26 protein-coding genes and 1 tRNA gene are annotated in these 25,054 nt (G+C 70.2%); 15 read left to right on the forward strand and 12 right to left on the reverse strand.

Going from position 1 to position 25,054, the window contains the following annotated elements; all coding sequences use genetic code 11:
* Positions 1-8: 8 nt before the first annotated feature.
* Positions 9-2,492, forward strand: a complete 2,484-nt coding sequence (pepN, locus tag C6C15_RS07700; RefSeq protein ID WP_105949744.1) for an aminopeptidase N — start codon at positions 9-11, stop codon at positions 2,490-2,492.
* On the opposite strand, the gene C6C15_RS07705 is transcribed toward pepN, so the two are convergent.
* Together C6C15_RS07705 and C6C15_RS07710 are read right to left on the reverse strand one after the other, a co-directional pair.
* Positions 2,489-3,019 carry a GNAT family N-acetyltransferase gene (locus C6C15_RS07705; RefSeq protein ID WP_267893833.1) on the reverse strand — a complete coding sequence of 177 codons (531 nt, stop codon included), beginning with the start codon at positions 3,017-3,019 and terminating at the stop codon, positions 2,489-2,491. The genes pepN and C6C15_RS07705 overlap by 4 nt on opposite strands.
* Positions 3,016-3,654: an MBL fold metallo-hydrolase gene (locus C6C15_RS07710; protein ID WP_105949745.1), complete on the reverse strand. Its 639-nt coding sequence runs from the start codon at positions 3,652-3,654 to the stop codon at positions 3,016-3,018. Before C6C15_RS07710 ends, C6C15_RS07705 begins: the two co-directional genes overlap by 4 nt.
* A 151-nt stretch (positions 3,655-3,805) precedes the next feature.
* Here C6C15_RS07710 and C6C15_RS07715 point away from each other — a divergent pair.
* Positions 3,806-3,878: transfer RNA gene (locus tag C6C15_RS07715), tRNA-Glu, on the forward strand.
* A 60-nt stretch (positions 3,879-3,938) separates the two neighbouring features.
* On the opposite strand, the gene C6C15_RS17065 is transcribed toward C6C15_RS07715, so the two are convergent.
* Together C6C15_RS17065 and C6C15_RS07720 are read right to left on the reverse strand one after the other, a co-directional pair.
* A complete protein-coding gene (locus C6C15_RS17065) occupies positions 3,939-4,076 on the reverse strand; it encodes a hypothetical protein (RefSeq protein WP_158698531.1) in 138 nt (45 codons plus the stop codon).
* Complete coding sequence (locus C6C15_RS07720; RefSeq protein ID WP_105949746.1) at positions 4,060-4,584, reverse strand: hypothetical protein; 525 nt, start codon at positions 4,582-4,584, stop codon at positions 4,060-4,062. The genes C6C15_RS17065 and C6C15_RS07720 overlap by 17 nt, the downstream gene beginning before the upstream one ends.
* 213 nt (positions 4,585-4,797) lie before the next feature.
* On the opposite strand from C6C15_RS07720, the gene C6C15_RS07725 reads away from it, so the two are divergent.
* Positions 4,798-4,980, forward strand: coding sequence for a hypothetical protein (locus C6C15_RS07725; RefSeq protein WP_060923671.1), 183 nt, complete (start codon positions 4,798-4,800; stop codon positions 4,978-4,980).
* Between the two features lie 411 nt (positions 4,981-5,391).
* On the opposite strand, the gene C6C15_RS07730 is transcribed toward C6C15_RS07725, so the two are convergent.
* The 4 genes from C6C15_RS07730 to C6C15_RS07745 form a co-directional block, all read right to left on the reverse strand.
* A complete protein-coding gene (locus tag C6C15_RS07730; protein WP_105949747.1) occupies positions 5,392-6,633 on the reverse strand; it encodes an MFS transporter in 1,242 nt (413 codons plus the stop codon).
* Positions 6,633-7,181, reverse strand: coding sequence for a helix-turn-helix domain-containing protein (locus C6C15_RS07735; protein ID WP_060922890.1), 549 nt, complete (start codon positions 7,179-7,181; stop codon positions 6,633-6,635). Before C6C15_RS07735 ends, C6C15_RS07730 begins: the two co-directional genes overlap by 1 nt.
* 64 nt (positions 7,182-7,245) lie before the next feature.
* Positions 7,246-8,334: a DUF4349 domain-containing protein gene (locus C6C15_RS07740; RefSeq protein ID WP_105949748.1), complete on the reverse strand. Its 1,089-nt coding sequence runs from the start codon at positions 8,332-8,334 to the stop codon at positions 7,246-7,248.
* Positions 8,331-8,888 (reverse strand): RNA polymerase sigma factor, encoded by a 558-nt coding sequence (locus C6C15_RS07745; RefSeq protein WP_105949749.1) that lies wholly within the window; start codon positions 8,886-8,888, stop codon positions 8,331-8,333. The genes C6C15_RS07740 and C6C15_RS07745 overlap by 4 nt, the downstream gene beginning before the upstream one ends.
* 265 nt (positions 8,889-9,153) lie before the next feature.
* Here C6C15_RS07745 and C6C15_RS07750 point away from each other — a divergent pair, with 265 nt between their 5' ends.
* On the forward strand, positions 9,154-10,161 hold the full coding sequence (locus C6C15_RS07750; protein WP_105949750.1) for a TerC/Alx family metal homeostasis membrane protein: 1,008 nt from the start codon (positions 9,154-9,156) through the stop codon (positions 10,159-10,161).
* A 16-nt stretch (positions 10,162-10,177) separates the two neighbouring features.
* Here C6C15_RS07750 and C6C15_RS07755 read toward each other — a convergent pair whose 3' ends face one another.
* A complete protein-coding gene (locus tag C6C15_RS07755) occupies positions 10,178-11,491 on the reverse strand; it encodes an LLM class flavin-dependent oxidoreductase (RefSeq protein ID WP_105949751.1) in 1,314 nt (437 codons plus the stop codon).
* Positions 11,488-12,783 carry an O-acetylhomoserine aminocarboxypropyltransferase/cysteine synthase family protein gene (locus C6C15_RS07760; RefSeq protein ID WP_105949752.1) on the reverse strand — a complete coding sequence of 432 codons (1,296 nt, stop codon included), beginning with the start codon at positions 12,781-12,783 and terminating at the stop codon, positions 11,488-11,490. The genes C6C15_RS07755 and C6C15_RS07760 overlap by 4 nt, the downstream gene beginning before the upstream one ends.
* A gap of 187 nt (positions 12,784-12,970) precedes the next feature.
* On the opposite strand from C6C15_RS07760, the gene leuC reads away from it, so the two are divergent.
* The 6 genes from leuC to C6C15_RS07790 all read left to right on the forward strand — a co-directional run bounded on the left by leuC (position 12,971) and on the right by C6C15_RS07790 (position 19,331).
* Positions 12,971-14,407 (forward strand): 3-isopropylmalate dehydratase large subunit, encoded by a 1,437-nt coding sequence (leuC, locus tag C6C15_RS07765; RefSeq protein ID WP_105949753.1) that lies wholly within the window; start codon positions 12,971-12,973, stop codon positions 14,405-14,407.
* Between the two features lie 2 nt (positions 14,408-14,409).
* Positions 14,410-15,030, forward strand: a complete 621-nt coding sequence (gene leuD, locus C6C15_RS07770; RefSeq protein WP_105949754.1) for a 3-isopropylmalate dehydratase small subunit — start codon at positions 14,410-14,412, stop codon at positions 15,028-15,030.
* A gap of 61 nt (positions 15,031-15,091) precedes the next feature.
* A complete protein-coding gene (gene murA / locus C6C15_RS07775) occupies positions 15,092-16,459 on the forward strand; it encodes a UDP-N-acetylglucosamine 1-carboxyvinyltransferase (RefSeq protein ID WP_060922898.1) in 1,368 nt (455 codons plus the stop codon).
* 5 nt (positions 16,460-16,464) lie between these two features.
* Complete coding sequence (locus C6C15_RS07780) at positions 16,465-17,220, forward strand: lysophospholipid acyltransferase family protein (protein WP_029989231.1); 756 nt, start codon at positions 16,465-16,467, stop codon at positions 17,218-17,220.
* Positions 17,210-18,349, forward strand: coding sequence for an NAD(P)H-dependent glycerol-3-phosphate dehydrogenase (locus C6C15_RS07785; RefSeq protein WP_105949755.1), 1,140 nt, complete (start codon positions 17,210-17,212; stop codon positions 18,347-18,349). Before C6C15_RS07780 ends, C6C15_RS07785 begins: the two co-directional genes overlap by 11 nt.
* Entirely contained in the window at positions 18,249-19,331 is a 1,083-nt protein-coding gene (locus C6C15_RS07790; RefSeq protein WP_060922900.1) for a D-alanine--D-alanine ligase family protein, read from the forward strand. Before C6C15_RS07785 ends, C6C15_RS07790 begins: the two co-directional genes overlap by 101 nt.
* 22 nt (positions 19,332-19,353) lie before the next feature.
* On the opposite strand, the gene C6C15_RS07795 is transcribed toward C6C15_RS07790, so the two are convergent.
* A complete protein-coding gene (locus tag C6C15_RS07795; RefSeq protein WP_105949756.1) occupies positions 19,354-19,836 on the reverse strand; it encodes a DUF3515 family protein in 483 nt (160 codons plus the stop codon).
* A gap of 23 nt (positions 19,837-19,859) precedes the next feature.
* On the opposite strand from C6C15_RS07795, the gene thiL reads away from it, so the two are divergent.
* Entirely contained in the window at positions 19,860-20,855 is a 996-nt protein-coding gene (gene thiL / locus C6C15_RS07800) for a thiamine-phosphate kinase (protein WP_105949757.1), read from the forward strand.
* On the opposite strand, the gene rsmD is transcribed toward thiL, so the two are convergent.
* The gene (gene rsmD / locus C6C15_RS07805; RefSeq protein ID WP_105949758.1) at positions 20,825-21,439 is read right to left on the reverse strand and encodes a 16S rRNA (guanine(966)-N(2))-methyltransferase RsmD; all 615 of its coding nucleotides are present in this window, start codon (positions 21,437-21,439) and stop codon (positions 20,825-20,827) included. The two genes, thiL and rsmD, sit on opposite strands and share 31 nt — an antisense overlap.
* 60 nt (positions 21,440-21,499) lie before the next feature.
* Here rsmD and C6C15_RS07810 point away from each other — a divergent pair, with 60 nt between their 5' ends.
* The 4 genes from C6C15_RS07810 to rpmF all read left to right on the forward strand — a co-directional run bounded on the left by C6C15_RS07810 (position 21,500) and on the right by rpmF (position 25,046).
* Positions 21,500-23,674 carry an ATP-dependent DNA helicase RecG gene (locus C6C15_RS07810; protein WP_060923096.1) on the forward strand — a complete coding sequence of 725 codons (2,175 nt, stop codon included), beginning with the start codon at positions 21,500-21,502 and terminating at the stop codon, positions 23,672-23,674.
* Positions 23,675-23,705: 31 nt separating this feature from the next.
* Positions 23,706-24,203 carry a pantetheine-phosphate adenylyltransferase gene (coaD, locus tag C6C15_RS07815; protein WP_060923097.1) on the forward strand — a complete coding sequence of 166 codons (498 nt, stop codon included), beginning with the start codon at positions 23,706-23,708 and terminating at the stop codon, positions 24,201-24,203.
* 136 nt (positions 24,204-24,339) lie between these two features.
* Positions 24,340-24,834 (forward strand): YceD family protein, encoded by a 495-nt coding sequence (locus tag C6C15_RS07820; protein WP_025103319.1) that lies wholly within the window; start codon positions 24,340-24,342, stop codon positions 24,832-24,834.
* A gap of 2 nt (positions 24,835-24,836) precedes the next feature.
* Positions 24,837-25,046, forward strand: a complete 210-nt coding sequence (gene rpmF, locus C6C15_RS07825) for a 50S ribosomal protein L32 (RefSeq protein ID WP_013586329.1) — start codon at positions 24,837-24,839, stop codon at positions 25,044-25,046.
* The last annotated feature ends 8 nt before the right edge of the window (positions 25,047-25,054 follow it).

A 25,054-nucleotide genomic window follows, 5' to 3' on the forward strand; every position in this document is an offset into this window, starting at 1 on the left:
ATGGGGGGATGCACACCGCGAACCTGACCCGTGAGGAGACCGCGGCGCGATCCGCTGCGATCACCCTGCACCGCATCCGCGTCGAGCTGGACCTGACCGGAGCCCCCGAGCGGGCGCGCACGGGTTTCCCGACCACGACCGTGCTGGAGTTCGATGCGACCGTCCAGAGCACGTGGCTGGACTTCATCGGCGAAGAGGTCCTCCGCGTTGAAGTGAACGGCGAGGAGCGGGACGTCGTCTACGACGGCGCGCGCCTGACGATCGACGGCCTCGGGGCCTCGAACGTCGTCCTGGTCGAGGCGGTCGGTGCCTACAGCCGGTCGGGGGAGGGGCTGCACCGGTTCCACGACCCGGCAGACGACCGCACCTACCTGTACACCCAGTACGAGCCCGCGGACTCCCGCCGGGTGATGGCCTGCTTCGAGCAGCCGGACATGAAGGCGGAGTACACCTTCGTCGTCGACGCGCCGTCCGGGTGGGAGGTGCTCTCGAACCAGTCGCCGGCTCACGTCGACCTCGGCGTCGGCGTGCAGCGGGTGCAGTTCGCCCCCACCCTGCCGATCTCGAGCTACATCACGGCGATCGCGGCCGGCCCCTATGCCCGCGTCGACGGCGAGTGGACCAGAGACGAGCAGCAGGTCGCCCTCGGGGTGTTCGTCCGCCGCTCGCTCGTCGACCACCTCGAGGCCGACGAGATCCTCGAGGTCACCCGGCAGGGGCTCGACTTCTTCACCGACGCCTTCGCCTATCCCTATCCGTGGGGCAAGTACGACCAGATCTTCGTCCCCGAGTACAACCTCGGTGCGATGGAGAATCCCGGTCTGGTCACTTTCACGGAGGGCTACCTCTCGCGCGGCGCCGCCACCGAGGCGCAGCGGGCGAGCCGGGCCAACACGATCCTCCACGAGATGGCGCACATGTGGTTCGGCGACCTCGTCACGATGACGTGGTGGGACGACCTCTGGCTCAAGGAGTCGTTCGCCGACTACATGGGCTCGCACGCCTCGGCGGTGGCCACCCGGTTCCACGACGCCTGGGTGACGTTCGCCATGCGGCGCAAGGCCTGGGCCTACCAGCAGGACCAGCTCCCCACGACGCATCCCATCGTCGCCGACATCCCCGACCTCGAGGCCGCGAAGCTGAACTTCGACGGCATCACCTACGCCAAGGGCGCTTCGGTGCTGAAGCAGCTCGTCGCGTTCGTGGGCGATGACGCCTTCTTCGAGGGGGCTCGCCGGTACTTCGCCGCCAACGCCTTCGGCAACACCACTCTCGACGACTTCCTCGTCGAGCTCAGCGCGGTGTCCGGGCGGGACATGACCGACTGGGCAGCCGCCTGGCTGCAGACGACGGGCGTCTCGACGATCTGGACGGAGACCGACGACGACGGAGGACACCACCTCGTGCAGGACGATGTGCGTCCGCACCGCCTGCGGATCGGGCTGTACGACCGCGTGGACGGCCGCATCGTGCGGCGGGAGCAGCGGGAGCTGGACCTGATCGGGGAGCGCGTGGACATCGACCTCCCCGAGGCCGATCTCGTGCTGCTCAACGACGACGACCTCACCTATGCGAAGGCGCGCCTCGACGAGCGGTCGTTGCGCACCGTCGAGGAGTCCCTCTCCGACATCGAGGACCCGCTCGCCCGTGCGCTCGTGTGGTCGTCGCTGTGGAACGCGACCCGCGACGGCGAGCTCGACGCGGCCCGCTTCGTCGCGATCGTGCGGGCGCACGCGCCGCGGGAGTCGAACGGCGGTCTGCTGGCCGCAGCGCTCCTCGACGCCGCTTTCGCGCTGCGGCATTTCGTCCGCGACGACCGACGCGACGCGGAGCAGCGCGCTTGGACCGAAGCCACGTGGTCGGCGCTGCAGCAGGCGGACGCCGGCAGCGACGCCCAGCTCTCCTGGGCGCGCGCGCTGGCGGCGGCCTCGGCCTTCGACGACATCCATCACGCCGAGGTCCGTGCCCTGCTCGACGGCGATGTGCCCGAGGGGCTCGTCGTGGATCCCGACCTGCGCTGGCAGCTCCTCACGGCCCTCGTGACGACCGGCCGCGCCGATCTCACGGACATCGCCGCGGAGGAGGAGCGGGACGACACCGGCGACGGACGCACCGCCGCCCGCCGCGCTCGTGCCTCCGTGCCCGACGCGACGGTGCGCGCGGCCGCCTGGACGGCCGCATGGGATGACCGGTCTCTCACCAACGACCACCTCGATGCCGAGATCGCGGGCTTCCGCGCCGGCGGCCGCCGCGACCTCATCGAGTCCTTCGACGAGGAGTACTTCGAGCGGATCGGGACGGCGTGGTCGGAGCGGAGCATCGAGATCGCTCGTCGACTGGTGATCGGTCTGTTCCCCGCGCGGTCCTCGCTGGACCTGGTCGATGCCTGGCTGTCGGCCAGCCCCGAGGCCCCGGCGGCGCTGCGACGACTCCTCATCGAGCAGCGCGACCACCTCGCGCGTGACCTGCGGGTGCGGGGCGCTCAGGACTAGGTCGCGGCCTCCACGGTCATGCCCATCACGGTCCGCACGATCCACGGATGGGCATGGTCATCGGCGATGTGGGTCATGCCGAGCTTCTCCGCCACGCCTCGTGACGCCTGGTTCTCGGGGTGGATGATGGCGGTGAGGAGGGTCGGTGCGAAGGTCTGCGCGACGAGGTCGACGCAGGCGCGCGCAGCTTCGGTCGCATAGCCGCGTCGTTGGCGGTCGGTGCGGACGTGATACCCGACTTCGAGCACGGGGGAGTCGTTCACCGACTGCCAGGTGAGACCGCAGTCGCCGAGGAACTCCCCGTCGTGCGTCTCGATGACCCAGAGACCGTGGCCGTCCTCGCGGTAGCGCTGCTGCATGCGCGCGATCCACGCGGCGGCTTCCGTTCGCGACTTCGGCGCCGGGTAGTAGGCCATGACCTCCGGATCCCCGAGGAGCGCCGCCATCTCGTCGAGGTCGTCGGCGGTCATCTCCCGGAAGGCGAGCCGCGGCGTCGGGGAGGGCAGGAGGCGTCGCGGTGCGGTCACAGATCCACGGCGTCGCCGGGTTCGAGCACGAGGAACTCGCCGCCGCCCTGCTCGGTCGCCCACTGCAGTCGCTGGCGGTGCATGTTCTTGCCGATCACGGACAGGGTCATGTCGTGCGTGCCGAACGCCCGGCGGGGCTTCACGGCGAGCACGTAGTCGATGGCCTCCCCGATCTTGAGCCACGGGGCTCCGAGCGGCGCGGCGAGGGTGCCGACCTCGACGCCTTCGGGCACCGCATACGAGTCACCGGGGTAGTAGAACGTGTCGTTGACGAGCACGCCCACGTTGTCGATCGTCGGGATCGACGAGTGGATCACCGCGTGCGTGCCTCCGAAGAAGCGCAGGGTGAAGGCGCCGACCTCCACGGTGTCGCCGGGGGAGACGACGGTGATCTCATAGCCCTCCGCCGCCTTCGCCACGCCCTCCGGCCCGAAGATCGGGGTCCCGGGAGCCGCGCGCAGGATCCGGTCGAGGTGCTCCGGCGTCCAGTGGTCGGGGTGCTCGTGCGTGAGCACGATGGCGACCAGTCCGCTGAGGTCATGCAGCGGGGCGGTGAAGGATCCCGGATCGATCAGCAGGGTGTCGTCGTTCTGGTCCAGACGGAGGGTGGCATGTTCGAACTTGGTGACGCGCATGAGACGAGTCAACTCCTTCCCGGGGGCTGCGGCAAACGGAGATCGGCGCGCCACGCCCGGGATCCTGGTTGGAGCGGCCTCGATTTGGCGCCATGAGATTCGCCGTGGCATACTTGAACGGTTGTCGCGGAACGGAAAAGCTCCGCAAGACGGCCCCATCGTATAGCGGCCTAGTACGCCGCCCTCTCACGGCGGTAACGCGGGTTCGAATCCCGCTGGGGTCACACAACACGACGAAAGCCCTCCGGTTCTCCGGGGGGCTTTCGTCGTTCCGAGCGTGCGCGTCAGTCGTCCGCGCGCAGCGACAGGGTCCGGAACGCCCGGGCCTGGAGCGGCACGAGCATGAGCGCCATCATCGCGCCACCGGCCACGACGAACGGCACCCAGACGGCGCGGAACAGCTGGCTACCGCCGCTCGGCAAGCCACACGACCGGGTAGAGTACGACCGCGAACGCTGACATGACCATGTCGGCCACTCGCAACAGGAGCACTTTGAGAGCCGCCTGCACCCCGTATCTGGCGGTGAGGGTGATAACGGTGGGAATCGCGCACGCTGCCGTGCCCAGCCACGCGAGTGCCATGGTATCGGGGCTCAGGACGACGAGCGCGAGCACCAGGAGCGCCGCCCGGCGCGACGGCATCATGTTCGGGCGCACCTCTCCCTCTCTCACGACATCGACGCACCACGCAAAGGTGATGACTACAGCCACGCCCAACGGGACGAATGCGAGGTGAGGGAGCGCGTCGAGTTGGAGCGCTCGGATCGGGGTTCCAACCTCGGTCAAGGAGAGCCAGTCGAGAATCGAGCCAAGTACGTCAAGAGGGTCGGTGCCGTAGACCAGGGCTGCGCCGAATGTCAGAGTGTTGGCTGAAAGCACCATCACCAGGAGGGCGTGAGACTTGTGGATGGACTGGAAGAACGAGAACATGATGTCCCTTTCGGATGAGAAGTTTGGAGCGGTTGCTCCTCCGGCGGTGTTGTCGGTATGCCCTCTATGCGCGAGCGTCACTCAACACATGCGCGGCGGCGGCTGAACTCCGTGCACCGCCACTCATAGCGCCGACCGTGATGTGCCCGCGATTGGTTTTCTGGAGTAGATCGAGACCTGCCTGACCACGTCTTCTACCCTGCGAAGAGCGAGATGATCCCTTGGCTGCATGCCGCCGAGGAAACCGCTCTCGACCAGAAGGCCGTGTTCGCCTGGTACTGCGTGCAGGGTGGTGTCGCCGGATGGTTCGTCATGCGACCTGACAGCGACTCGACCCAGATGCTTGCGTTCGGGTGCTGTGCCATCACCGATGGCGAGCTGGTTACCTCCGTCTGATCGAACTCGAATCCCTGCGGATCGACCGCCCTGGAGCGGCGCCGGTTGTCGTCGTCCGCGACCACAACTGGACCGCGACCGTGGAGTCACGTCGAGCGACGAGCATCGCGATGTTCTTGAGGAACCGACGTATCAATGGCGACGGCGTCGCGGAAATGTGGGTCAGATGCTCGGCTCATTGGCGGCACGGAGCATGAGGTCACGATGAGCGACGCTGGCTGCTCGAGGTCACTGCCCTTAGCGCATAGACGACGTTCGGAGAGAACGGAGCGAATCTCGATCCACATGTGAGGGCGCGCATGAGCACCTCGACGACCGCATCAACACGGGTTCGAATCCCGCTGGGGTCACACAACACGACGAAAGCCCTCCGGTTCTCCGGGGGGATTTCGTCGTTCCCGACCGTGCGCGTCAGCCGTCCGCGCGCAGCGACAGGGTCCGGAACGCCCGGGCCTGGAGCGGCACGAGCATGAGCGCCATCATCGCGCCACCGGCCACGACGAACGGCACCCAGACGGTGGTGAGGGAGGCCAGCGCGCCGAAGCCCGCCATCGCGAGCGGCATCAGGCAGTCGTCGCCGAGCCGGGTGAGGGAGCCCATGCGACCGAGGAACGCGGTGTCCACCGTCGCGGCGAAGGTCGCGCTCAGCAGCACGGAGGCGTAGCCGGCGGTGGCGCCGACGACGGTGGCGGCGACGGCCACCGTCCAGGCGGGGCCGAACCCGAGCGCGACGATGCCCGCTCCCTGGACGAGGAGAGCGCCGAACCCGCTCCGCGCCTCGTGGCGCGGCCGCCATCTCGCGACCGTGGCAGCCCCCACGGCGGCGCCGAGGCCGAGCAGGCCCTCGAAGAGGCCGACCGCGGGAGCCCCCCAACCCTCGTCGTGCGCCCGCAGAGCCAGGCCGATGCCGACGGCGGGTCCCACGGCGAGATTGAGTCCGGAGAGGGCGATGACGAGCGTGCGCGTCGTGGGGTTCGCTCCGAGGTGGGCGAACGCCGCGCCGATCGCCCGCAGGGATGACGTGCGCGGGGCCCGGGCGAGCCGGAACCGCGGACGGAGGGCGATCGCCAGGAACCCGACGACCAGAGCGAAGGTCACCGCGTTCGCCGATGCGCTCCCCGCGAGACCTGCCTGGGCGACGAGCAGGCCGCCGAGAGCGGCGCCTCCCATCGTGCCGAGGCGAGACGCCGTCTGCATGACAGCCGCGTAGGAGGGGAGGTCGTCGGTGCGTACCAGCTGTCGCCCGATGGTGCCGGCCGAGGGTTCGTAGAACGCGTCGCACACTCCGAACGCCACGGCGGCGGCGAGCAGGACGGGCACGGTGGGCGCATGCGAGACCGTCCACACGGCAGCGGCGACGAGCACCCCCACGCGGACCGTGTTGCAGACCATCATCACCCGGCGGGCATCGGCGCGGTCTGCGATGACCCCGCCGAAGAGCAGCACCATCGCGCGCGGCACCGTGCCGGCGGCGACGATGAGTCCGGCGACGGCGGGGGAGGCGATCTGCACGGCTGTCCACGCCAACGCGATCGTCCACACGGCGTCGCCGGCGTCGGACAGGGCCTTCACGCCGATCCACGCGTGCACCATCCGGTCACGCCGGAACGGAGGGGGACTGGAGAGCTCGACGGGCGGGGTGAGCGCGGTCATCACGGCTCCGTGGGGAACGCGTGGGCGAAGAAGAACACCGGCGTGCGCGCCCGGCCGTCGTCTTCGTCGATCGAGGCCTGCCAGTCCCGCACCACGCCCAGCACGCGCGCGGAGAGGTCGCGCAGTTCCTCCGGGGTCGCCCACGCGGTGGTCTCCGTGTTGGAGGCGTCGTAGTCAGCCACGGCGGGCTCGCCTCGGCGGCGGTGCCAGCGCTGCAGACGGTCGATCTGCATGCGGATGCCCTGCCGTTGTGCTTCCCGGGCGAGCAGGGCATCGGCGGGGGAGTCGGCGAAGTCCTCGACCGACCAGGTCAGGCCCCGCCGTGCGACCGTCCACCAGCTCGTGCGCCGATCGCCGGTCGGGTCTGCGGCGCGCTCGACGATGCCGGCACGCTCGAGCATCCGGAGGTGATGGCTGATGCTGCCGACCTGACTCTCGAGCGCACGGGCGATCGCCGTCACCTGCGAGGTGCCGTACAGCAGGAGGTAGTCGTAGATGCGGCGACGCAGCGGATGGTGCACGGCGGTGATCACAGAGATGTCTTCCACGCTCCGAAGGCTATGCACCGGTGCGGAGACGCACAAGACTTCTTGTATACCCCGGAACGGCGGGCTATTCCTCCGCGTGGGGCGCAGCGGACGCGGCCTTCCGGCGCCGTCGGCCGCGGCGGACGAGCCAGACGACCAGCACGACGACAGCGGTCACCGCGAGCCAGGGGAGGAGGAAGCCGAACGCGATCACCAGAGCGTTCAGCGAGACCACCAGGCCGTTCCATCCGGCCCGGAGCCCGTCGCCGAAGCCCGCGGGGTCCGCCGCGGCCGGTGCGTCCGCCCTCGACAAATCCACGGTGAGGGACGACAGGGCCACCTGATCCTCCAGCGCGGCGAGCTGCTGTTCGTACGACTCGAGCTGCGCCTGGCGATCGGTGAGCGCGACCTCGGCCTCGATGAGATCGGCGACCGTGCCCGACTGGCTCATGAGCTCCGTGAGCCGCTGCACCGAGGCGCGGGTCGACTCCACGCGGGCGCGGAGGTCGATCGCGGTGGCTGTCACGTCCTGTTTCGTGACGGAGGACGAGAGCACCTCCCCGGTGTCGCCGAGGGCGGCGATCACCGTGGTCAAGTCGTCGGCGGGGACGCGGACCGTGATCCAGCCGTACCCGGAGTCCATGGGGACCCGCTCGGCGGGGGCATCCGTCGCGAGCGCCTTGCCGACCTCGGTGCTCTCGACGTAGCCGCCGTGCTCGACAGCGAGGTCGCCGATGGCGGCGGCGGCATCGGCGATGTCCTTCACCTGCACCGAGGCCTGGGCCGAGGCGACGATCTCCCTGCCGTCTTCGGCGGATGCCGCGGCGTCCGATCCGATGGCACCGGGCAGGGTCGCCCCCTCGACAGCGCGGTCCGGCACGGCCGACCCCGCCTCGTCGGTCGACCAGTCCACGACGCCGTCCGCTGTGGACACGGACGAGCCGCCCCCTCCCACGGCACCGAGGATCGGCGGCGTCACGAGGACTCCGACGACGAAGGCCGCCGCGATCCCGCCGGCCGTGAGCCACCGGCGCCGTCGTCTCCTGGCGCGCTCTGCGCGCGGCGGAACCGGCGGCCGCTCGCCCTGGATCTCGGTGAACACGGCCTCCTCGATCCGCGCGACGGTCGCGTCGGACACGGGCGGGAGGCTCTGCTGCGGGGTCTGGTCGTTCATGCGTCCCTCACTTCCTTGACGGCGCCGCGCAGCTGAGTGCGCACGCGCGAGAGACGGTTCCGGACGACGGCGTGCGTCACGCCGAGCTCGTCGGCGGCGGCCTGGTAGGCGTAGCCCTCGGAGGCGCAGAGCCGGAAGATCTCCTGGTCGAGCGCGCTCAGGGTGCCCACCTCTGCGGCGATCCGAGCGGCGAGCGCCGCCGTGATCACCTGGTCCTCGACGCTGACGACGTCGGGGAGCTGGTCGTCGGCCGCGTCCGTCGTGTGCGCCTGGTCGCGGCGGCGCTGGCGCAGCCGGTTCGCCGCCTGGAAGCGGCAGATCGTCGCGAGCCAGGGGAGGATCGACTCTCCCTGCAGCTGCAGACCCGGAAGCTTGCGCCAGGCGACCACGAAGGTCTCCTGCGTCACGTCTTCCGCGTCGGCAACGGCGCCCAGGATGCCATGCGCGATCCAGTACACGGGGCGCACATGGGCGCGATACAGGGCGCGGAAGGCGCTCTGATCGCCGGCCGCCGCCTGGGCGGCCCAGCGCTGGTCACTCGTCTGTGCGGGCATCCTGGTTCCGTTCGGGGTCTCTCCTCGAGAGTGTCGGCGGATGTCCCATCGTCTCAGCACGGATCCGGATGCGCATCGTGTGTCGACTTCCTCGTCCCGGCGACCTCCACCTCGGGTAGCATGGCCCGGGCGAGAGGGAGTATCCCGAATCCGCGCGTAACGTCATCACGAGCACCGACATCGCTGCTCCGGGCGCGCGCCGCACATCTGCGGGGGAGAGACTTTCGACTCATTCCCGACCCCTCGCGAAAGGTGCACAGCGCCCGTGGACATCCCCGTCTGGTTCGAGATCACGTCGATGGTCGTCCTCACGATCATCCTGATCGCCGACCTGCTCCTCATCCGGCTGCGCCCGCACATCCCCTCCACCAAGGAGTCGACGCTGTGGGTCGTGTTCTACGTGGGTCTCGCGCTGCTCTTCGCGGTGCTGCTGGGGAACGTGGGCGGATGGCAGAACGCCGGGGACTTCATCACCGGGTGGGCGCTGGAGTACAGCCTCTCCGTCGACAACCTGTTCGTCTTCGTGCTGATCATGGCGCAGTTCGCGGTGCCGCGACGTCTGCAGCAGCAGGTGCTCATGGTCGGGATCATCATCGCGCTGATCCTGCGCGGACTGTTCATCCTCGTCGGCGTGACGATCATCGAGAACTTCTCGCCGATCTTCTACCTGTTCGGCGCCTTCCTCGTCTACACCGCCATCCGGCAGGCGATGCCGGAAGGCGAGCACGAGGACGACGTCAAGCGCGAGAACTTCATCGTCCGGCTGCTCCGCCGTCGGATCGACATCAGCGAGACCTACGACGGCTCGAAGATCCGCACGACCGTCGACGGGAAGCGGATGTGGACGCCGATGATCATCGTGTTCATCACGATCGGCGTCACCGACCTCATCTTCGCGATCGACTCGATCCCGGCGATCTTCGAGATCACGACCAACGGCTTCCTCGTCTTCGCCGCCAACATCTTCGCGCTCATGGGGCTGCGCCAGCTCTACTTCCTCCTCGGCGACCTCCTGGACCGCCTCCGCTACCTGCACTACGGCATCGCCGTGATCCTCGGGTTCATCGGCATCAAGCTGATCCTGCATGCGCTGCACGTCAACGAGCTCCCGTTCATCAACGGCGGCGAGCACGTGGAATGGGTGCCGGACATCGACAACATGGTGTCGCTCGCCGTGATCCTCGTCTCGATGACGGTGGCGACGATCGCGAGCCTGATCGCCTCGTCCCGGGAGAAGCGCGCCGAGAAGCGCACGGCTGCGATCCGGGACTGATCCGGCGGGGCGCGGGTCAGAACGCCTGCAGGTTGGCCTGCAGGCCGCCGTCCGCGTACTCGCGGCGGAGGAGCCCGCGGCGGCGGAGGATCGGCACCAGCTCGTCGAGGGTCCGGTGCAGCGTCACGGGATGGAAGTCGCCCCAGAGGAGCACGCCGTCGTTGCCCCACTCGCCGAGCTCCTCGACGAGATCGGCGAATTCCTCCGCGGTGCCCACGAAGCCGCTGCGATCACGAAGGCGCCCGGTCCTGGCCAGCGCGGTCAGGTGTGCGCGGAGCGGTGCATCCTCCCCACGATCCCCGATCAGCCGCTGGATGCTCCCACGGGAGACGTGAGCTCCGAAGATCGAGGGGTCGAGAGGGCGGTCCAGATCGAGGGCCGTGAGGTCGGTCTCCAGGTCGCTCGACTGCTTGCGGGCGATCTGCGCGAGCGCGGCGTCGTCCGGGTGGGCGGAGGCGGCCACGATCCGGTCGGCCTCCTCGGCGGACGCCGTGAACACGGGCTGGATCGCGAAGAGGATCTTGACGTCCTCGGCCCGGCGCCCGCGGGCGAGAGCCGCGTCGTGCACCCGCTGCCGATACTCCCGAACCGCCTTCTCGTGCAGGGGAGCGAGCGCCAGCTGGACGTCGGAGTTCGCCCCCGCGAACGCCAGGCCGCGTCCGGAGCCGCCGGGGGAGACGATGGCCGGCTCGCCGTCCGTGAAGGGCAGGGCGTTGAGAGGGCCGTCGAAGTCGTAGTGGGCGCCGCGGTGCTGCACCGGACGCATGCGCGTGCCGTCCGCGTAGACGCCGGAGACGGGATCGGCGACCAGCGCGCCGTCGTCCCAGCTCCGCCAGAGCGCGCGGATGCCCGCGAGCCATTCCTCGGCACGGTCGTACGCCTCGTCGTGGCCGAGTTGCGGGGCCGCCGAGAAGTGCCGGGCGCTGCCGGTGTCGGTGACCACGTTGAGGCCGAGCCGGTGCCCGCTCAGGTGCTGCAGGGTCGCGAACTGACGGGCCGAGGTGTAGGGCAACGAGGCCGCGGGGTTCACGGTGGGCACCACGCCGAGATGACGGGTCGCCTGGAAGAGGTACGGTGCGAGCAGCAGGGGGTCGTGCTTCGGGCCGCCGAACGCATGACGCACGCGCAGGTCGATCGTGTCCGCCGAGCCGAGCGAGGGACTGTCCTCGATGATCACGAGGTCGAAACCGGCCTGCTCCAGGGTGCGGGCGGCCTCCTGGTAGACCTCCGGCCGCGTCCAGTCGTAGTCCCAGTCCAGGGACGGATATCCCCAGCCCTGGGGACCGAAGCCCCGGGCGAGGAACCACCCGAAGTGCTGCAGGCGGCTCATGCCACCGTCTCCCTGACGCTCTCGAGCACCCGCGCGAGGTCGCCGATCAGGTCGTCGACATCCTCGATGCCGATCGACAGCCGCAGCGTGCCGGGGCCGACGCCGAGGACCCGGCGCTCCTCCTCGGTGCGCTGCGCGTGGCTCGTCGTGCCGGGGTGCAGCACGAGCGACCGCACGTCGCCGATGTGCGTCATGTGGGTGAAGACGGACACCTCCTCCACGAAGCGACGGGCCGCGGGGAGACCGGCGCGCAGCGTGAAGGTGAAGATGGAGCCGAATCCGCCGTCGAGGTAGCGCAGCGCAGTCTCGTGATGAGGATGCGAGGGCAGGCCGACGTAGTCCACGCTCTCCACGGCGTCGTGCGCGGCGAGCCAGCGTGCGACGGCGAGGGCGTTCTGCGACTGGCGCTCCACACGCAGGCCGAGCGTCTCGGTGCCCTGGCCGATGAGGAACGCGTTGAGGGGCGAGGGGGACGCGCCGAATCGCGGGGCCACCGACTCCCTGGCGTACCCGATGCGGGCGCGGCCGCCGTGCCGGGCGAAGACGCTGGGTGCGCCGCCCCGCCCCGGCAGCACGAGGTGCGGGGCGTTGTGCCCGGCGCGCTCCGCATCGAACCGGCCGTCGTCGATCACCACGCCGCCGAGCACCGCACCCTGGCCAGCGAGGAACTTCGACGCGGAGTGCACGACGATGGCCGCGCCGTGCTCCAGCGGTCGGAGGAGGGCGGGCGTGGCCAGGGTGTTGTCGACGATCAGGGGGACGGCGATCTCGTCGGCCACGGCGCTCACCGCCGCCACGTCGAGCACGTCGTTGCGGGCGTTGGCGAGCGACTCCGCGAACAGCGCCCTCGTCGTCGGGCGTACGGCCTCCCGCCAGGCATCCGGGTCCGCGATGTCGTCCACGAACGTCGTCTCGATGCCGAGGCGGGCGAGGTTGTCCAGGAACAGCCCGCGGGTGCCCTCGTAGATGTGGGTCGAGGAGACGATGTGGTCGCCCGCCCCCACGACCGAGAGCAGAGCAGTGGTCACTGCAGCCTGTCCGCTGGCCACGAGCACGGCGTCGGCACCGGACTCCAGACTCGCGAGCTGTCGCTCCACCGCGTGCACCGTGGGGTTGCCGGTGCGGGTGTACCCGAATCCGGTGCCCGTGCCGAAGTGGTCGGCGGCGTGATCGAAGTCGTCGAACTCGAAGCCCGCCGTCAGGTAGATCGGCGTCACACGGGAGGCGGCAGCGGCTCGGCCTCTCGCGGCGTGGACGGCGCGGGTGGCGAAGCGGGCGGTCTCGACGGTCATGCGGAGCCTCTCGGTCGATCGGGTGAGCAACAGAGTGTCACGGCGTGTCTCGGCGTGTCCGAGCGGTGGTAACCTGACGTCATGCGGACCGTGCTCCTTCTTAGCGGCCGCGGCGAGACCTCGATCTGAGCCCCTCCTCGTCGCGGAGTCCATCGTGGGCCGAACCGCCATCCACAGGAGACACGCCATGAACACCACCGCCGGTGCGGATTCCGCACGCCCCAGGACGCTCGCCGAGAAGGTTTGGGACGACCACCTCGTCGTCAAGGGTGAGGACGGCCAGCCCGACCTCATCTACATCGACCTGCACCTCGTGCACGAGGTCACCAGCCCGCAGGCTTTCGACGGCCTCCGCAGCGAGGGGCGCCCGCTCCGCCGGCTCGACCTGACCATCGCCACGGAGGATCACAACACGCCGACGTGGGAGATCGACAAGCCCATCGCCGATCTGACCAGCCGGACGCAGATCGAGACGCTGCGCCGCAACGCCGCCGAGTTCGGCGTGCGTCTGCACTCGCTGGGGGACGCGGAGCAGGGCATCGTGCACGTCGTCGGCCCGCAGCTCGGCCTGACCATGCCCGGCATCACCGTGGTCTGCGGCGACTCGCACACATCCACGCACGGCGCGTTCGGCGCGATGGCGTTCGGCATCGGGACCAGCGAGGTTGAGCATGTCATGGCGACCCAGACCCTGCCGTTGAAGCCGTTCAAGACGATGGCCATCAACGTCGAGGGCACGCTGCGCCCCGGCGTCACCGCGAAGGACATCATCCTTGCCGTGATCGCCAAGATCGGCACGGGCGGCGGTCAGGGCTATGTGCTCGAGTACCGCGGCAGCGCGATCCGCGCGCTCTCCATGGAGGGCCGCATGACGATCTGCAACATGTCCATCGAGGCAGGTGCGCGCGCCGGCATGGTGGCTCCGGACGAGACGACGTTCGCCTACCTCGAGGGCCGTCCGCACGCGCCGAAGGGTCAGGACTGGGACGACGCCGTCGCCTACTGGCGCACGCTGCCGACCGACGAGGGCGCCACGTTCGACGCCGAGGTCTTCATCGACGCCGACGAGCTGGAGCCGTTCGTGACCTGGGGGACGAACCCCGGCCAGGGCAGCTCGCTCTCCGCCACGGTGCCGAACCCGGCGGAGATCGCCGACCCGAACGAGCGGGCCGCTGCCGAGCGTGCGCTGGAGTACATGGACCTGACGCCAGGCACGCCGCTCAAGGAAGTGCCGGTCGACGCGGTGTTCATGGGCTCGTGCACGAACAGCCGCATCGAGGACCTCCGGGCCTTCGCCTCCATCATCCAGGGCATGAAGAAGGCCGACGGCGTCCGGGTGATGGTCGTCCCCGGCTCCGCCCGCGTGCGACTGGAGGCCGAGGCCGAGGGCCTGGATCAGGTCATCAAGGACTTCGGGGCGGAGTGGCGCTTCGCAGGGTGCTCGATGTGTCTGGGCATGAATCCCGATCAGCTCGCCCCGGGGGAGCGCTGCGCCTCCACCTCGAACCGCAACTTCGAAGGGCGCCAGGGCAAGGGCGGCCGTACGCACCTCGTGTCGCCGCTCGTCGCGGCGGCGACCGCCATCCGCGGCACCCTGTCCAGCCCGAGCGATCTGGAGGCCTGACCATGAAGAAGTTCACCACCCACACGGGCATCGCCGCGCCGCTGAAGCGGTCGAACGTCGACACCGACCAGATCATCCCCGCGGTGTTCCTCAAGCGCGTCACCAAGACCGGCTTCGAGGACGCGCTGTTCCACGGCTGGCGGCAGGACCCTGCCTTCGTGCTCAACCAGGCGCCGTACCAGGGGGCGTCCGTGCTCGTCGCCGGGCCTGATTTCGGCACCGGCTCCAGCCGTGAGCACGCGGTCTGGGCCCTTCGCGACTTCGGCTTCAAGGTCGTGCTGAGCCCCCGGTTCGCCGACATCTTCCGCGGGAACGCGGGCAAGCAGGGGCTCCTCGCGGCGACCATCTCCGAAGCGGACCTGGAGCGGTTCTGGGCCTTCATGGACGCTGTTCCCGGCGCGCGGATGACGGTCGACCTCGAGGCGCGCACCGCCGCCATCGGCGACCCCACCGGGGGCGCGGAGGCCGGCTTCCAGGCCGACATCGGGATCGACGATTACACTAGATGGCGGCTCCTCGAAGGGCTCGATGACATCGGGCTCACGCTGCGCAACGAAGATAAGATCGCGCAGTTCGAGGCCCGTCGCGAGTCGTGGCGGCCGCGGACCCTCCCCGTCCAGTGAGACGGAGGGGGCGGGGGAGCCAGGGGTAACCCCGCCCCCGATGAACGAAGTGAGGCCCCGAATGACGACACCCGTGCGCGACGCTCTCTCCGACGACGTCCCCGCGCTGACCGGAGACGTCCTCGCCATCCGTGGAGGTCGTCCGCTGCGCGGACGCGTCGACGTGAAGGGCGCGAAGAACCTCGCCACCAAGGCGATGGTCGCGTCCCTGCTCGGGGAGACCACGAGCGTCCTGCGCGACGTGCCGGCCATCAGCGACGTCGCCGTGGTGCGCTCGCTGCTCGAGGTGCACGGCGTCCGGGTGTCGGAGGGAGACGAGCCCGGCTCGCTGGTGTTCGACCCCAGCGACGTCGAGTCGGCCCATTTCGAGGAGATCGACGCCCACGCGGGCGCCTCGCGGATCCCGATCCTGTTCTGTGGCCCGCTGCTGCACCGCCTGGGTCAGGCGTTCATCCCCGACCTCGGCGGTTGCCGCATCGGCGACCGTCCGATCGACTTCCACCTGGACGCTCTCCGCAAGTTCGGCGCGATCGTCGAGAAGCTGCCCAGCGGCATCCGCCTCTCGACGGGAGGGACCCGCCTGCACGGCGCGAACATCCATCTGCCCTACCCGAGCGTCGGCGCCACGGAGCAGGTGCTCCTCACCGCGGTGCGCGCCGAGGGCATCACCGAACTCCGCAACGCGGCGATCGAGCCGGAGATCATGGACCTGATCGCCGTCCTGCAGAAGATGGGCGCGATCATCTCCTACGAGCCGAACCGCGTCATCCTCATCGAGGGCGTCGAGAAGCTCCGCGGTTACGACCACCGGTCGATCTTCGACCGCAACGAGGCGGCCTCGTGGGCGTCGGCCGCTCTGGCCACGGACGGCGAGATCTTCGTCGGCGGTGCCAAGCAGCAGGAGATGCTCACCTTCCTCAACGTCTTCCGCAAGGCAGGCGGCTGGTTCGACATCCAGGAGGACGGCATCCTCTTCCGTCGCGACGGCGACATCAAGCCGGTCGTGATCGAGACCGACGTGCACCCGGGCTTCATGACCGACTGGCAGCAGCCGCTCGTCGTCGCGCTCACCCAGGCGCATGGCCGCTCGGTCGTGCACGAGACCGTGTACGAGAACCGGATGGGCTTCACCGAGGCGCTGGTCAAGATGGGCGCCGACATCGTCGTGCACCCGCGCGGTCTGCAGGACGGGCCCCGGCGCGTGCCGCGTCGCGATCTGGAGCAGGCAGCCGTCATCACCGGTCCCACCCCTCTGCACGGCGCCGACATCGTGGTGCCCGACCTGCGCGGCGGCTACAGCCATGTGATCGCGGCCCTGACGGCCACGGGCGAGTCGAAGGTGTCGGGCGTCGACATCCTGAGCCGCGGATACGAGAAGTTCCTCGCCAAGCTCGACGCGCTCGGCGCCGACTTCGACGTCCTCCGGTGAGCCCCATGGCTTCCCGGTCTCCGGAGAAGACGCGGCCGAGCGTGTTCTGGCCGCTCGCGGCGATCGTCGTCCCGCTGGTGTCGCTGATCGCGAAGGTCCGCATCATCGGTGCGGAGAAGCTCCCGCGAGAGGGCGCGTTCGTCCTGGCCCCGAACCACTACTCGGAGTTCGACCCGCTGATCGTCGCCTTGGCGGTCTGGCGGATCGGGCGCGCTCCGCGGTTCATGGCCAAGGAGAGCCTCTTCCGCGTGCCGGTGCTCGGGTGGTTCCTGCGCAAGACGGGGATGATCCCGGTCGCGCGCACCTCGTCGGCGTCGTCCGCGAAGCAGACGATGGCCCAGTCGGCAGCTCTCGTGGAGCACGGCCGCGGCGTGATCGTGTACCCGGAGGGCACGCTCACCCGTGACCCCGACATGTGGCCGATGCGCGGCAAGTCGGGGGCAGTGCGGCTCGCCCTCGCCGACGGCATCCCGCTGATCCCGATGGCTCAGTGGGGGACCCAGGCGATCATGGGGCGCTACCAGAAGGGGCTGAGCCTCTGGCCGCTCCGGAAGCCCGTCACCGTCATCGTCGGCGACCCCGTCGACGTCTCCGATCTCCGCGGCCGTGCGGGTGAGCCGGCGGCGCTGACGGAGGCCACCAACCGACTCATGAACGCGATCACTGCGCTGCTGGAGCAGGTGCGCGGCGAGAAGGCCCCCGCGGAGCGCTGGAACCCGGCGAGCCACGGACAGAAGGAGACCGGACGCCTTGACCCCTAAGAGAACCGTGCCGGCCGGACCCCGCGTCGCCGTGATCGGCGCCGGCAGCTGGGGCACCACGTTCGGCAAGATCCTCGCCGACGGCGGCGCCCACGTGACGATGTGGGCGCGTCGGGCCGAGCTCGCGCATGAGATCGACGAGGCGAAGCGCAACTCGCGTTACCTGCCGGGCATCAACCTGCCCCGCACGATGGCGGCCACGCACGAGCTGGCGACCGCGCTCGAGGGCGTCGACCAGGTGTACCTGTCCGTGCCGAGCCAGTCGCTGCGGGAGAACCTCAAGGCACTGCGCCCGCTGATCGCCTCGGGCGACGCCAAGATCGTCAGCCTCATGAAGGGCGTCGAGCGGGGCACCGGTCTGCGCATGAGCCAGGTCATCCAGCAGGAGCTGCAGTGCGACCCCGACCGGATCGCCGTGGCCTCCGGACCGAATCTCGCCCTGGAGATCGCGCGGGAGCAGCCGACCGCGGCCGTGATCTCGTCGCGCAGCCAGGAGACCGCGGACGTCGTGGCTCGGGCCGCGCGCAACTCCTACTTCCGGACGTTCGTGAACACGGACGTCATCGGCACGGAGTTCGGCGGAGTGCTCAAGAACCTCATCGCCGTCGCCATCGGCATCGTCGACGGCGTCGGCTACGGCGAGAACACCAAGGCGTCGATCATCACCCGCGGCCTCGTCGAGATGACCGACTTCGCGGTCGCGAACGGCGCCCAGCCGGAGACCCTGCAGGGGCTGGCCGGTCTCGGCGACCTCATCGCGACCTGCCAGTCGCCGCTGAGCCGCAACAACACCGCCGGGCGGCTGCTCGGGCAGGGCTACAGCTTCCAGGACGTCGTGAAGCAGATGCAGCAGACAGCCGAGGGGCTCGCCTCGGTCGCGCCGGTGCTGCAGCTCGCCCGCGAAGCCGATGTGCACATGCCGATCGTCGAGCAGGTGAAGATGGTGCTCGACGGCAAGATGGATCCCCGGGACATCGCCCCGCATCTCACGACGGACGACGACACCCCGCAGGGGGAGAGGACCAACCATGGACAAGCAGACGGTGGTGGTGCTCTTCGGAGGGCGCTCCAGCGAGCATTCGATCAGTTCCGCAACGGCGGGGGGAGTGCTGGGCGCGATCGATCGTGAGCGGTATGCCGTGATCCCGGTGGGGATCACCCGCGAGGGTGCCTTCGTCCTCGAGGACGACGACCCGGCGAAGTTCCCGCTCGACGCCGCGCATCTCCCGGAGGTCGTCGACAACGGCACCCGGGTGCTCTGGCCGGAACCCGGGGGTGACCGCACCCTGCGGGTCGTGCATCCGGGCGGTGAGACCGAGGGACTCGGCGAGATCGACGTCGTGCTGCCGATCCTGCACGGACCGCACGGCGAGGACGGCACGATCCAGGGCTACTTCGACACACTCGAGGTCCCCTACGCCGGGGGCGGCGTGCTCGACTCGGCGCTGTGCATGGACAAGCACTTCATGAAGATCGCCCTGCAGGCCGCCGGGATCGCGGTGGCGCCGGGTGTGACCGTGCGCCGTCGGGAGTGGGACGCCGATCCCGATGCCCTCCGCGCCCGTGCCGCCGACCTCGGCCTGCCCGTCTTCGTCAAGCCCGCCCGCGCCGGGTCGAGCGTCGGGGTCTCGAAGGTGTCGGCGCCGCAGGAACTCGACGCCGCCCTCGCGATCGCGTTCGCCGAGGACGACAAGGTGCTCATCGAGGCCGGTGTCACGGGCCGGGAGATCGAGGTCGCCGTCCTCGAGACGGCCGAGGGCGTCCGCGCCTCGCTCCCCGGCGAGATCGTGCTGACCGATCGCGGCTTCTACGACTTCGAGGGGAAGTACCTCGGCGGCGACGGCGTCGATGTGGTGTGCCCGGCGGAGCTGACCGACGCGGAGGTGGCCGCCGTTCAGGAGGCCGGCGTCCGGGCCTTCCAGGCGGTCGACGGTCGCGGCCTCGCCCGAGTGGACATGTTCCTCACCCCGACCGGCGAGCTCGTCGTGAACGAGCTCAACACCATGCCCGGATTCACGCCCATCTCGATGTTCCCGAAGTGCTGGGTGGCATCGGGGCTGAGCTACGGCGACCTCATCACCGAGCTCGTCGAGGCGGGCCTGCGCCGCTGACGTCGTGGTTCCCCGCGCGTGCTCAGCTCGCGGGGAACTCCACCCGGTCGGTGCACTGCGCGGTCGCCGGGGCGAGCCCGGACTGGATGTTCGACGACAGGCTGTCGACGATCGACTGGAAGTCGACCTGCTCGCCGCGGCGGATGATCACTTCGATGGCCGGTTCCCGACCGTAGGTGACGAGGCGCTGGCGCTCCTCCTCCTGCTCCAGGACGAGCCAGTCGACGCCGCCGAGGGTGGTGCAGACGAGATCGGACGGGGCGGGCGGCTCCACGCCGCAGCGCAGGACGACCGTGGGGTCTCCCCAGGCGCCCGTCGCCTGCGCGTCGGTCCACACGCGCTCGTACCCCCCGACGGTGTTCGGCAGGAGCACGGAGACGTTCGCGCAGGCCGGGTCGTTCGCGTCGGCCGCCGGCTCGAGGTGCACGGTCGTGGAGCATCCGGCGAGTCCGGCGGCGAGGGCGATCGCCCCCGCGACGGCAGCGAGGCGGCGGGAACGAAGCATGTATCCAGGCTACCTTTGACGACATGCCCTCCCGACCCGACTCCGACGATCCGCGCCTGGGAGATCTCTCGGAGGGTCGCATCCTCCGCGCCATCCTCCAGCGCACCGCACCGGGAGCGCACACGCTTCTCGGTCCCGGCGACGATGCGGCCGTGATCGCCGCCCCCTCGGCATCGGTCGTCGCGACGACGGACACGCTCGTGCACGGGCCCGACTTCCGGCTCGCCTGGACGAGCGGGTACGACCTCGGCTGGAAGGCGGCGGCGGTCAACCTCGCCGACATCGCCGCGATGGGCGCACGCCCGACCGCGCTGCTCGTGGCTCTGGCCGTGCCGCGCGACCTCCGGCTGTCCTTCGTGGAGCGCCTGGCCGACGGCTTCCGCGAGGCCTGCGCGGCGCTCGCCCCCGGGTGCGCGGTGGTCGGCGGCGATCTCACGGTGTCCGAGGTGCTCACCGTCGCTGTGACGGCTCTGGGCGACCTGGAAGGCCGCCCACCGGTGACCAGGGCGGGGGCGCGACCGGGGGACGTCGTCGCCGTCGCGGGAGAGCTGGGTCACGCCGCACACGGGCTGGCCGTGCTGTTCGGACGCTTCCGGGACGGCGAGACGCCGGTCCCGGTCGATCCCGCGGCTCTCGCACCCGGGGAGGGCGCCGCGGTCGCCGCGCAGCTGCGGCCGTCGCCGCCCATCGGTCTCGGCGTGGTCGCGGCGGCGGCCGGGGCGACCGCGATGATGGACGTCTCGGACGGGCTCGCCCTCGACGCGCGTCGCCTCGCCGAGGCCTCGGGCGTCACCCTCGCGCTGGACGGCGCCGCGCTCGGCGCGAACCCGCAGCGCGCGCTCGCAGGCGGGGAGGACCACGCCCTGCTCGCGACGTTCTCGGACGGCGTGCTGCCGCCGGGTTTCCGTGCGATCGGCGTCGTGCGTCCGCGCGGCGAGGAGGACCTGCTCTGCGACGACGGTCCCGTGGACGTCAGCGGCTGGGATCCCTACCGGGACTGGGACTCCGTCGCCGGTTGAGCGGTCGCGGAGGCGGCGTCCTCGAGGTCGGGCTCCGCCCACCAGAGGGTCGTGTCGCCGTAGGTCTTCTCCCGGAAAACCCGGAGTCCGGCCGCGGCGAAGTCGGGTGTGGACGAACGCCGGGCGCGTTCGACGACCACCACGGCATCGTCGCTGAGCAGCGGAGCGAGGGCGGCGAGGTCGCCGTCCATCGCCTCATTGTCGATGTCGTACGGCGGATCCGTGAACACGAGGTCGTAGGGCCCGGACGCTCGGCCGAGGAACGCCCGGACCGTCGCCTCCTGCACCCGAGCGGTCGCGGTGCCGGAAGCCTTCGCGACGGCCGCGGCGTTGCGCCGCACGACGGCGGCGGCCTGCCGGCCCCGCTCGACGAGGTCGGCGCTCCGGGCGCCGCGGCTGAGGGCTTCGAGCCCGAGCGCCCCTGAGCCCGCGTAGAGGTCGAGCACGCGGGCGTCCGCGATCGCGTCGAGCGACTCCAGGGCGCCGAACAGTGACTCGCGCACGCGGTCGCTCGTCGGCCTGGTCCCGGCGCCGGGGACGTCGAGCCGGGTGCCGCGTGCCGTTCCGGCGATGATCCTCGTCACCCGTTCACGATACGACAGGCCGCGGACGGTCGTGTCCGTGCGGTTCCCTAAACTCGGAGCATGTCGCTCACGCTCGAATCCTCGCTCGAGGAGGCACTCGGTGCGGCGTCGGCCAAGACGCTCGACCGCGCCTTCGGCATGAAGACCGTCGGCGACCTGCTCGCGCACTACCCGCGTCGGTACGCCGACCCGGGGGAGCTCACTCCCATCCGCGACCTCCCGATCGGGGAGACCGTCACGATCGTCGCCGAGGTCCTCTCGTCGAGCTTCCGCCGGATGCGCAATCGACCGGGAGCCATGGTCGACGTCGTCATCGGCGACGGCGTCGGTCGCATGTCGCTGACCTTCTTCGCGAAGAACGTCGGCGCGGCGGAGTGGCGCTCCAAGGATCTGGCTGTCGGGCGCCGCGGGGTCTTCTCCGGGAAGGTCGGCGAGTTCAACGGGATGACCCAGTTCGCCCACCCGGAATACGAGCTGTTCGACGACGAGGACGCGGCGCGCCGGCGGGCGGATGCGAGGGCGGCGGTCCCGATCCCGATCTATCCGGCCACCTCCGCGATCCAGACGTGGCAGATCGCCCGCCTCGTCGGGCGCGTCCTCGACGACCTCTCGTCGGTCCCCGACCCGCTGACCCCGGAGATCCGCACCCGCGAGGAGCTGCTGACGGCGCGAGAGGCCCTGGAGGCGATCCACCGCCCGCGTTCCCGCAACGACATCGATCCCGCCGTCCGCACGCTGCGCATGCACGAGGCGCTCACGCTCCAGACGGCCCTGCTCCAGCAGCGCGACGCGGTTCGCGCCCTGGCCGCCACCTCGCGGCCGGCGGCACCCGGCGGGCTGCTGGAGCGCTTCGATGCCGCTCTGCCCTATACGCTCACGCCGGATCAGGAGACGGTCGGCGCTCAGATCGCAGACGACCTCGTCGGCTCCTGGCCGATGAACCGGCTCGTGCAGGGCGAGGTCGGTTCGGGAAAGACGCTGGTCGCGCTGCGGGCGATGCTGCAGGTCGCCGAGAGCGGCGGACAGGCGGCCCTGATCGCCCCGACGGAAGTCCTCGCGGCGCAGCATCTGCGTTCGATCACGAAGATGCTCGGCCCGCAGCTCGCCCCGCTGCTGATGCCGACGCTGCTCACCGGGCAGATGCCGGCGGCCGATCGCCGCAAGGCCGCGCTGCGCGTCGCCTCCGGCCAGGCGCTGATCGTGGTCGGCACCCACGCGCTCCTCGGGGAGAAGACCACGTTCGCCGATCTCGGTCTGGTCGTGGTCGACGAGCAGCACCGTTTCGGGGTCGAGCAGCGGGAGGCGCTGCGGGCGAAGGGATCCAGCCCGCACGCGCTCGTCCTCACCGCGACCCCGATCCCGCGGACGGTCGCGATGACGGTCTTCGGCGACCTCGACACCTCGGTCATCCGCACGATGCCCGCCGGTCGTGCCGGCATCGAGTCGTACGTCGCGCCGTTGGCCGAGCACCCGGGCTGGTTCAACCGGGTGTGGGAACGGGCGGCGGAGGAGATCGCGCAGGGCCGGCAGGTGTTCGCCGTCTGCGCGGCCATCGACACCGCGGCGAAGACGGCCGAGGCGGGGGAGCAGGCGCTGCTCGCCCCCGAGGGCGGCAAAGGCCCTCGATGGGGTGTCGTGCAGCTCGACGAGGCGCTGGCCACGCATCCGACCCTCGGCGGTCTGCGACGGGCGGTGCTCCACGGGAAGATGCCCTCGGAGGAGAAGGACGCCGTCATGCAGGCCTTCGCCCGCGGGGAGATCGACCTCCTCCTCGCGACGACCGTGATCGAGGTGGGCGTGGACGTCCCCAACGCCTCGACGATGATCGTGCTGGACGCCGACCGCTTCGGCGTCTCCCAGCTGCACCAGCTCCGCGGTCGGGTGGGGCGAGGCGGCGTCCCGGGGCTGTGCCTGCTCGTCACCGAGGCCGAGGCCGGATCGGTGGCTCGCGAACGCGTCGACGCGGTCGCCGCCACCCTCGACGGGTTCGCGCTGGCTGAGGTCGACCTCGAACTGCGCGGCGAGGGCGACGTGCTCGGCGCGGCACAGGCCGGGGTGCGGTCGTCCCTCAAGCTGCTGCGCGTCGTCAAGGATGCCGCTCTCATCACCCGGGCACGCGAGCTCGCGGAGGACATCCTCGCCGCCGACCCCGAGCTGACGGCGCACCCCGGGCTCCGGGAGGCCATCGGACGGCGCGTCACCGACGAGGATCGCGCGGCGCTGGCGAAGAACTGATCGCCGTTCCGGGTGCCCTAGGCTGGATTCCATGAGCAGCCGGATCGCCGTCGTCCCGGGTTCCTTCGATCCGCCGACCCTGGGTCACCTCGACGTGATCCGGCGCGCGGCCGCCCTCTACGACGAGCTGCATGTGCTCGTGGTGCACAACCCGGGCAAGGAGGCGATGCTGCCGATCGCGCAGCGGCTCGCCCTCCTGGAACGTTCGATCGCCGAGGACGGCATGTCCGGCAACATCGTCATCGGCTCCTGGAGCATGGGACTCCTCGTCGACTATGCGCGCGACGTGAACGCCGGCGTCCTCGTGAAGGGCATCCGCTCGCAGGTCGACGTGGCATACGAATCGCCGATGGCGATCGTCAACCGTCATCTGGCCGACATCGAGACCGTCTTCCTGTTGCCCGACCCCGCGCACGCGATGGTCTCCAGCTCGCTGGTGCGCCAGGTCGCCGGTCTCGGAGGCGATGTCTCGCCGTTCGTCCCGCCGGCCGTGGCCTCCTTCCTCGACACCGGCGCGCGCGGGATCTGATCGGCGATCACCCTCCCGTTCCCGGCGGTCTCCCGGCCCTCCTCTCCGGTGACCCGGGTAGCATGGCGGGGTGCGTTCCCGACTCAACAGCCCTTTCGTCCTCCCCGTCCGTGACATCGTCCGGCGCCCGGGGGAGATGCGCGAGCACTCCTTCTCGGTGCCCCTGACGGAGCAGTGGGGGGAGGGCATCGTCTCCTTCGAGGCGGGCTCGGAACTCGATCTCGACGTGCGGCTGGAGTCCGTCCACGAGGGCATCCTCGTCACCGGAGAGGCGGAGGGCGAGTACGTCGGCGTGTGCGGTCGATGCCTCACCGACATCGCTCGGCCCGTCGAAGTCGAGTTCCAGGAGCTTTTCGCGTATCCTGGTGAGGAAGAAACTGACTTCGAGGTTCAAGACGACCACGTGGATCTTGAAACTCTCGTCAGGGATGCGGCCGTTTTGGCCCTTCCTTTTCAGCCGGTGTGTCAGCCGGATTGCCTCGGGCTCGACCCGGTCACAGGCGAGAGGCTGACCGAGAGCACCGGAACGGAGCAGGCCGCTCCCATCGATCCTCGGTGGAGCGCGCTCCAGCAGATCACAGACCAGGACGGCACGGCAGAACGCGGTGCCGCCGAGAAAGAAGAGAGCTAGTCATGGCTGGTAACCCCCCGAAGCGCAAGGTCTCCCGTTCGAACACCCGCTCGCGCCGCGCGCAGTGGAAGGCGGAGGCCCCCGCGCTCGTCAAGACCATCGAGAACGGCAAGGTCGTCTACAGCCGTCCGCACCAGGCGAAGGTCGTCACCGACTCGCAGGGCACCGAACTCTTCCTCGAGTACAAGGGCCGCAAGGTCGCCGACGTCTGAGTCGCGAA

Source organism: Microbacterium sp. str. 'China' (assembly GCF_002993305.1).
GTDB classification, from domain to species: domain Bacteria; phylum Actinomycetota; class Actinomycetes; order Actinomycetales; family Microbacteriaceae; genus Microbacterium; species Microbacterium paraoxydans.

Bases quoted from the DNA above. Each gene is read 5' to 3' on its own strand.
- C6C15_RS07710 (WP_105949745.1), bottom strand. From the start codon at position 3,654: ATGCGCGTCACCAAGTTCGAACATGCCACCCTCCGTCTGGACCAGAAC.
- C6C15_RS07795 (WP_105949756.1), bottom strand. From the start codon at position 19,836: ATGCTTCGTTCCCGCCGCCTCGCTGCCGTCGCGGGGGCGATCGCCCTC.
- C6C15_RS07760 (WP_105949752.1), bottom strand. From the start codon at position 12,783: ATGACCGTCGAGACCGCCCGCTTCGCCACCCGCGCCGTCCACGCCGCG.
- C6C15_RS07740 (WP_105949748.1), bottom strand. From the start codon at position 8,334: ATGAACGACCAGACCCCGCAGCAGAGCCTCCCGCCCGTGTCCGACGCG.
- C6C15_RS07755 (WP_105949751.1), bottom strand. From the start codon at position 11,491: ATGAGCCGCCTGCAGCACTTCGGGTGGTTCCTCGCCCGGGGCTTCGGT.
- coaD (WP_060923097.1), top strand. From the start codon at position 23,706: ATGAGCAGCCGGATCGCCGTCGTCCCGGGTTCCTTCGATCCGCCGACC.
- C6C15_RS07790 (WP_060922900.1), top strand. From the start codon at position 18,249: ATGGACAAGCAGACGGTGGTGGTGCTCTTCGGAGGGCGCTCCAGCGAG.
- pepN (WP_105949744.1), top strand. From the start codon at position 9: ATGCACACCGCGAACCTGACCCGTGAGGAGACCGCGGCGCGATCCGCT.
- murA (WP_060922898.1), top strand. From the start codon at position 15,092: ATGACGACACCCGTGCGCGACGCTCTCTCCGACGACGTCCCCGCGCTG.
- C6C15_RS07810 (WP_060923096.1), top strand. From the start codon at position 21,500: ATGTCGCTCACGCTCGAATCCTCGCTCGAGGAGGCACTCGGTGCGGCG.
- C6C15_RS07730 (WP_105949747.1), bottom strand. From the start codon at position 6,633: ATGACCGCGCTCACCCCGCCCGTCGAGCTCTCCAGTCCCCCTCCGTTC.
- thiL (WP_105949757.1), top strand. From the start codon at position 19,860: ATGCCCTCCCGACCCGACTCCGACGATCCGCGCCTGGGAGATCTCTCG.
- leuC (WP_105949753.1), top strand. From the start codon at position 12,971: ATGAACACCACCGCCGGTGCGGATTCCGCACGCCCCAGGACGCTCGCC.
- rpmF (WP_013586329.1), top strand. From the start codon at position 24,837: ATGGCTGGTAACCCCCCGAAGCGCAAGGTCTCCCGTTCGAACACCCGC.
- C6C15_RS07820 (WP_025103319.1), top strand. From the start codon at position 24,340: ATGCGCGAGCACTCCTTCTCGGTGCCCCTGACGGAGCAGTGGGGGGAG.
- C6C15_RS07780 (WP_029989231.1), top strand. From the start codon at position 16,465: ATGGCTTCCCGGTCTCCGGAGAAGACGCGGCCGAGCGTGTTCTGGCCG.
- leuD (WP_105949754.1), top strand. From the start codon at position 14,410: ATGAAGAAGTTCACCACCCACACGGGCATCGCCGCGCCGCTGAAGCGG.
- C6C15_RS07745 (WP_105949749.1), bottom strand. From the start codon at position 8,888: ATGCCCGCACAGACGAGTGACCAGCGCTGGGCCGCCCAGGCGGCGGCC.
- C6C15_RS07725 (WP_060923671.1), top strand. From the start codon at position 4,798: ATGATCCCTTGGCTGCATGCCGCCGAGGAAACCGCTCTCGACCAGAAG.
- C6C15_RS07720 (WP_105949746.1), bottom strand. From the start codon at position 4,584: ATGTTCTCGTTCTTCCAGTCCATCCACAAGTCTCACGCCCTCCTGGTG.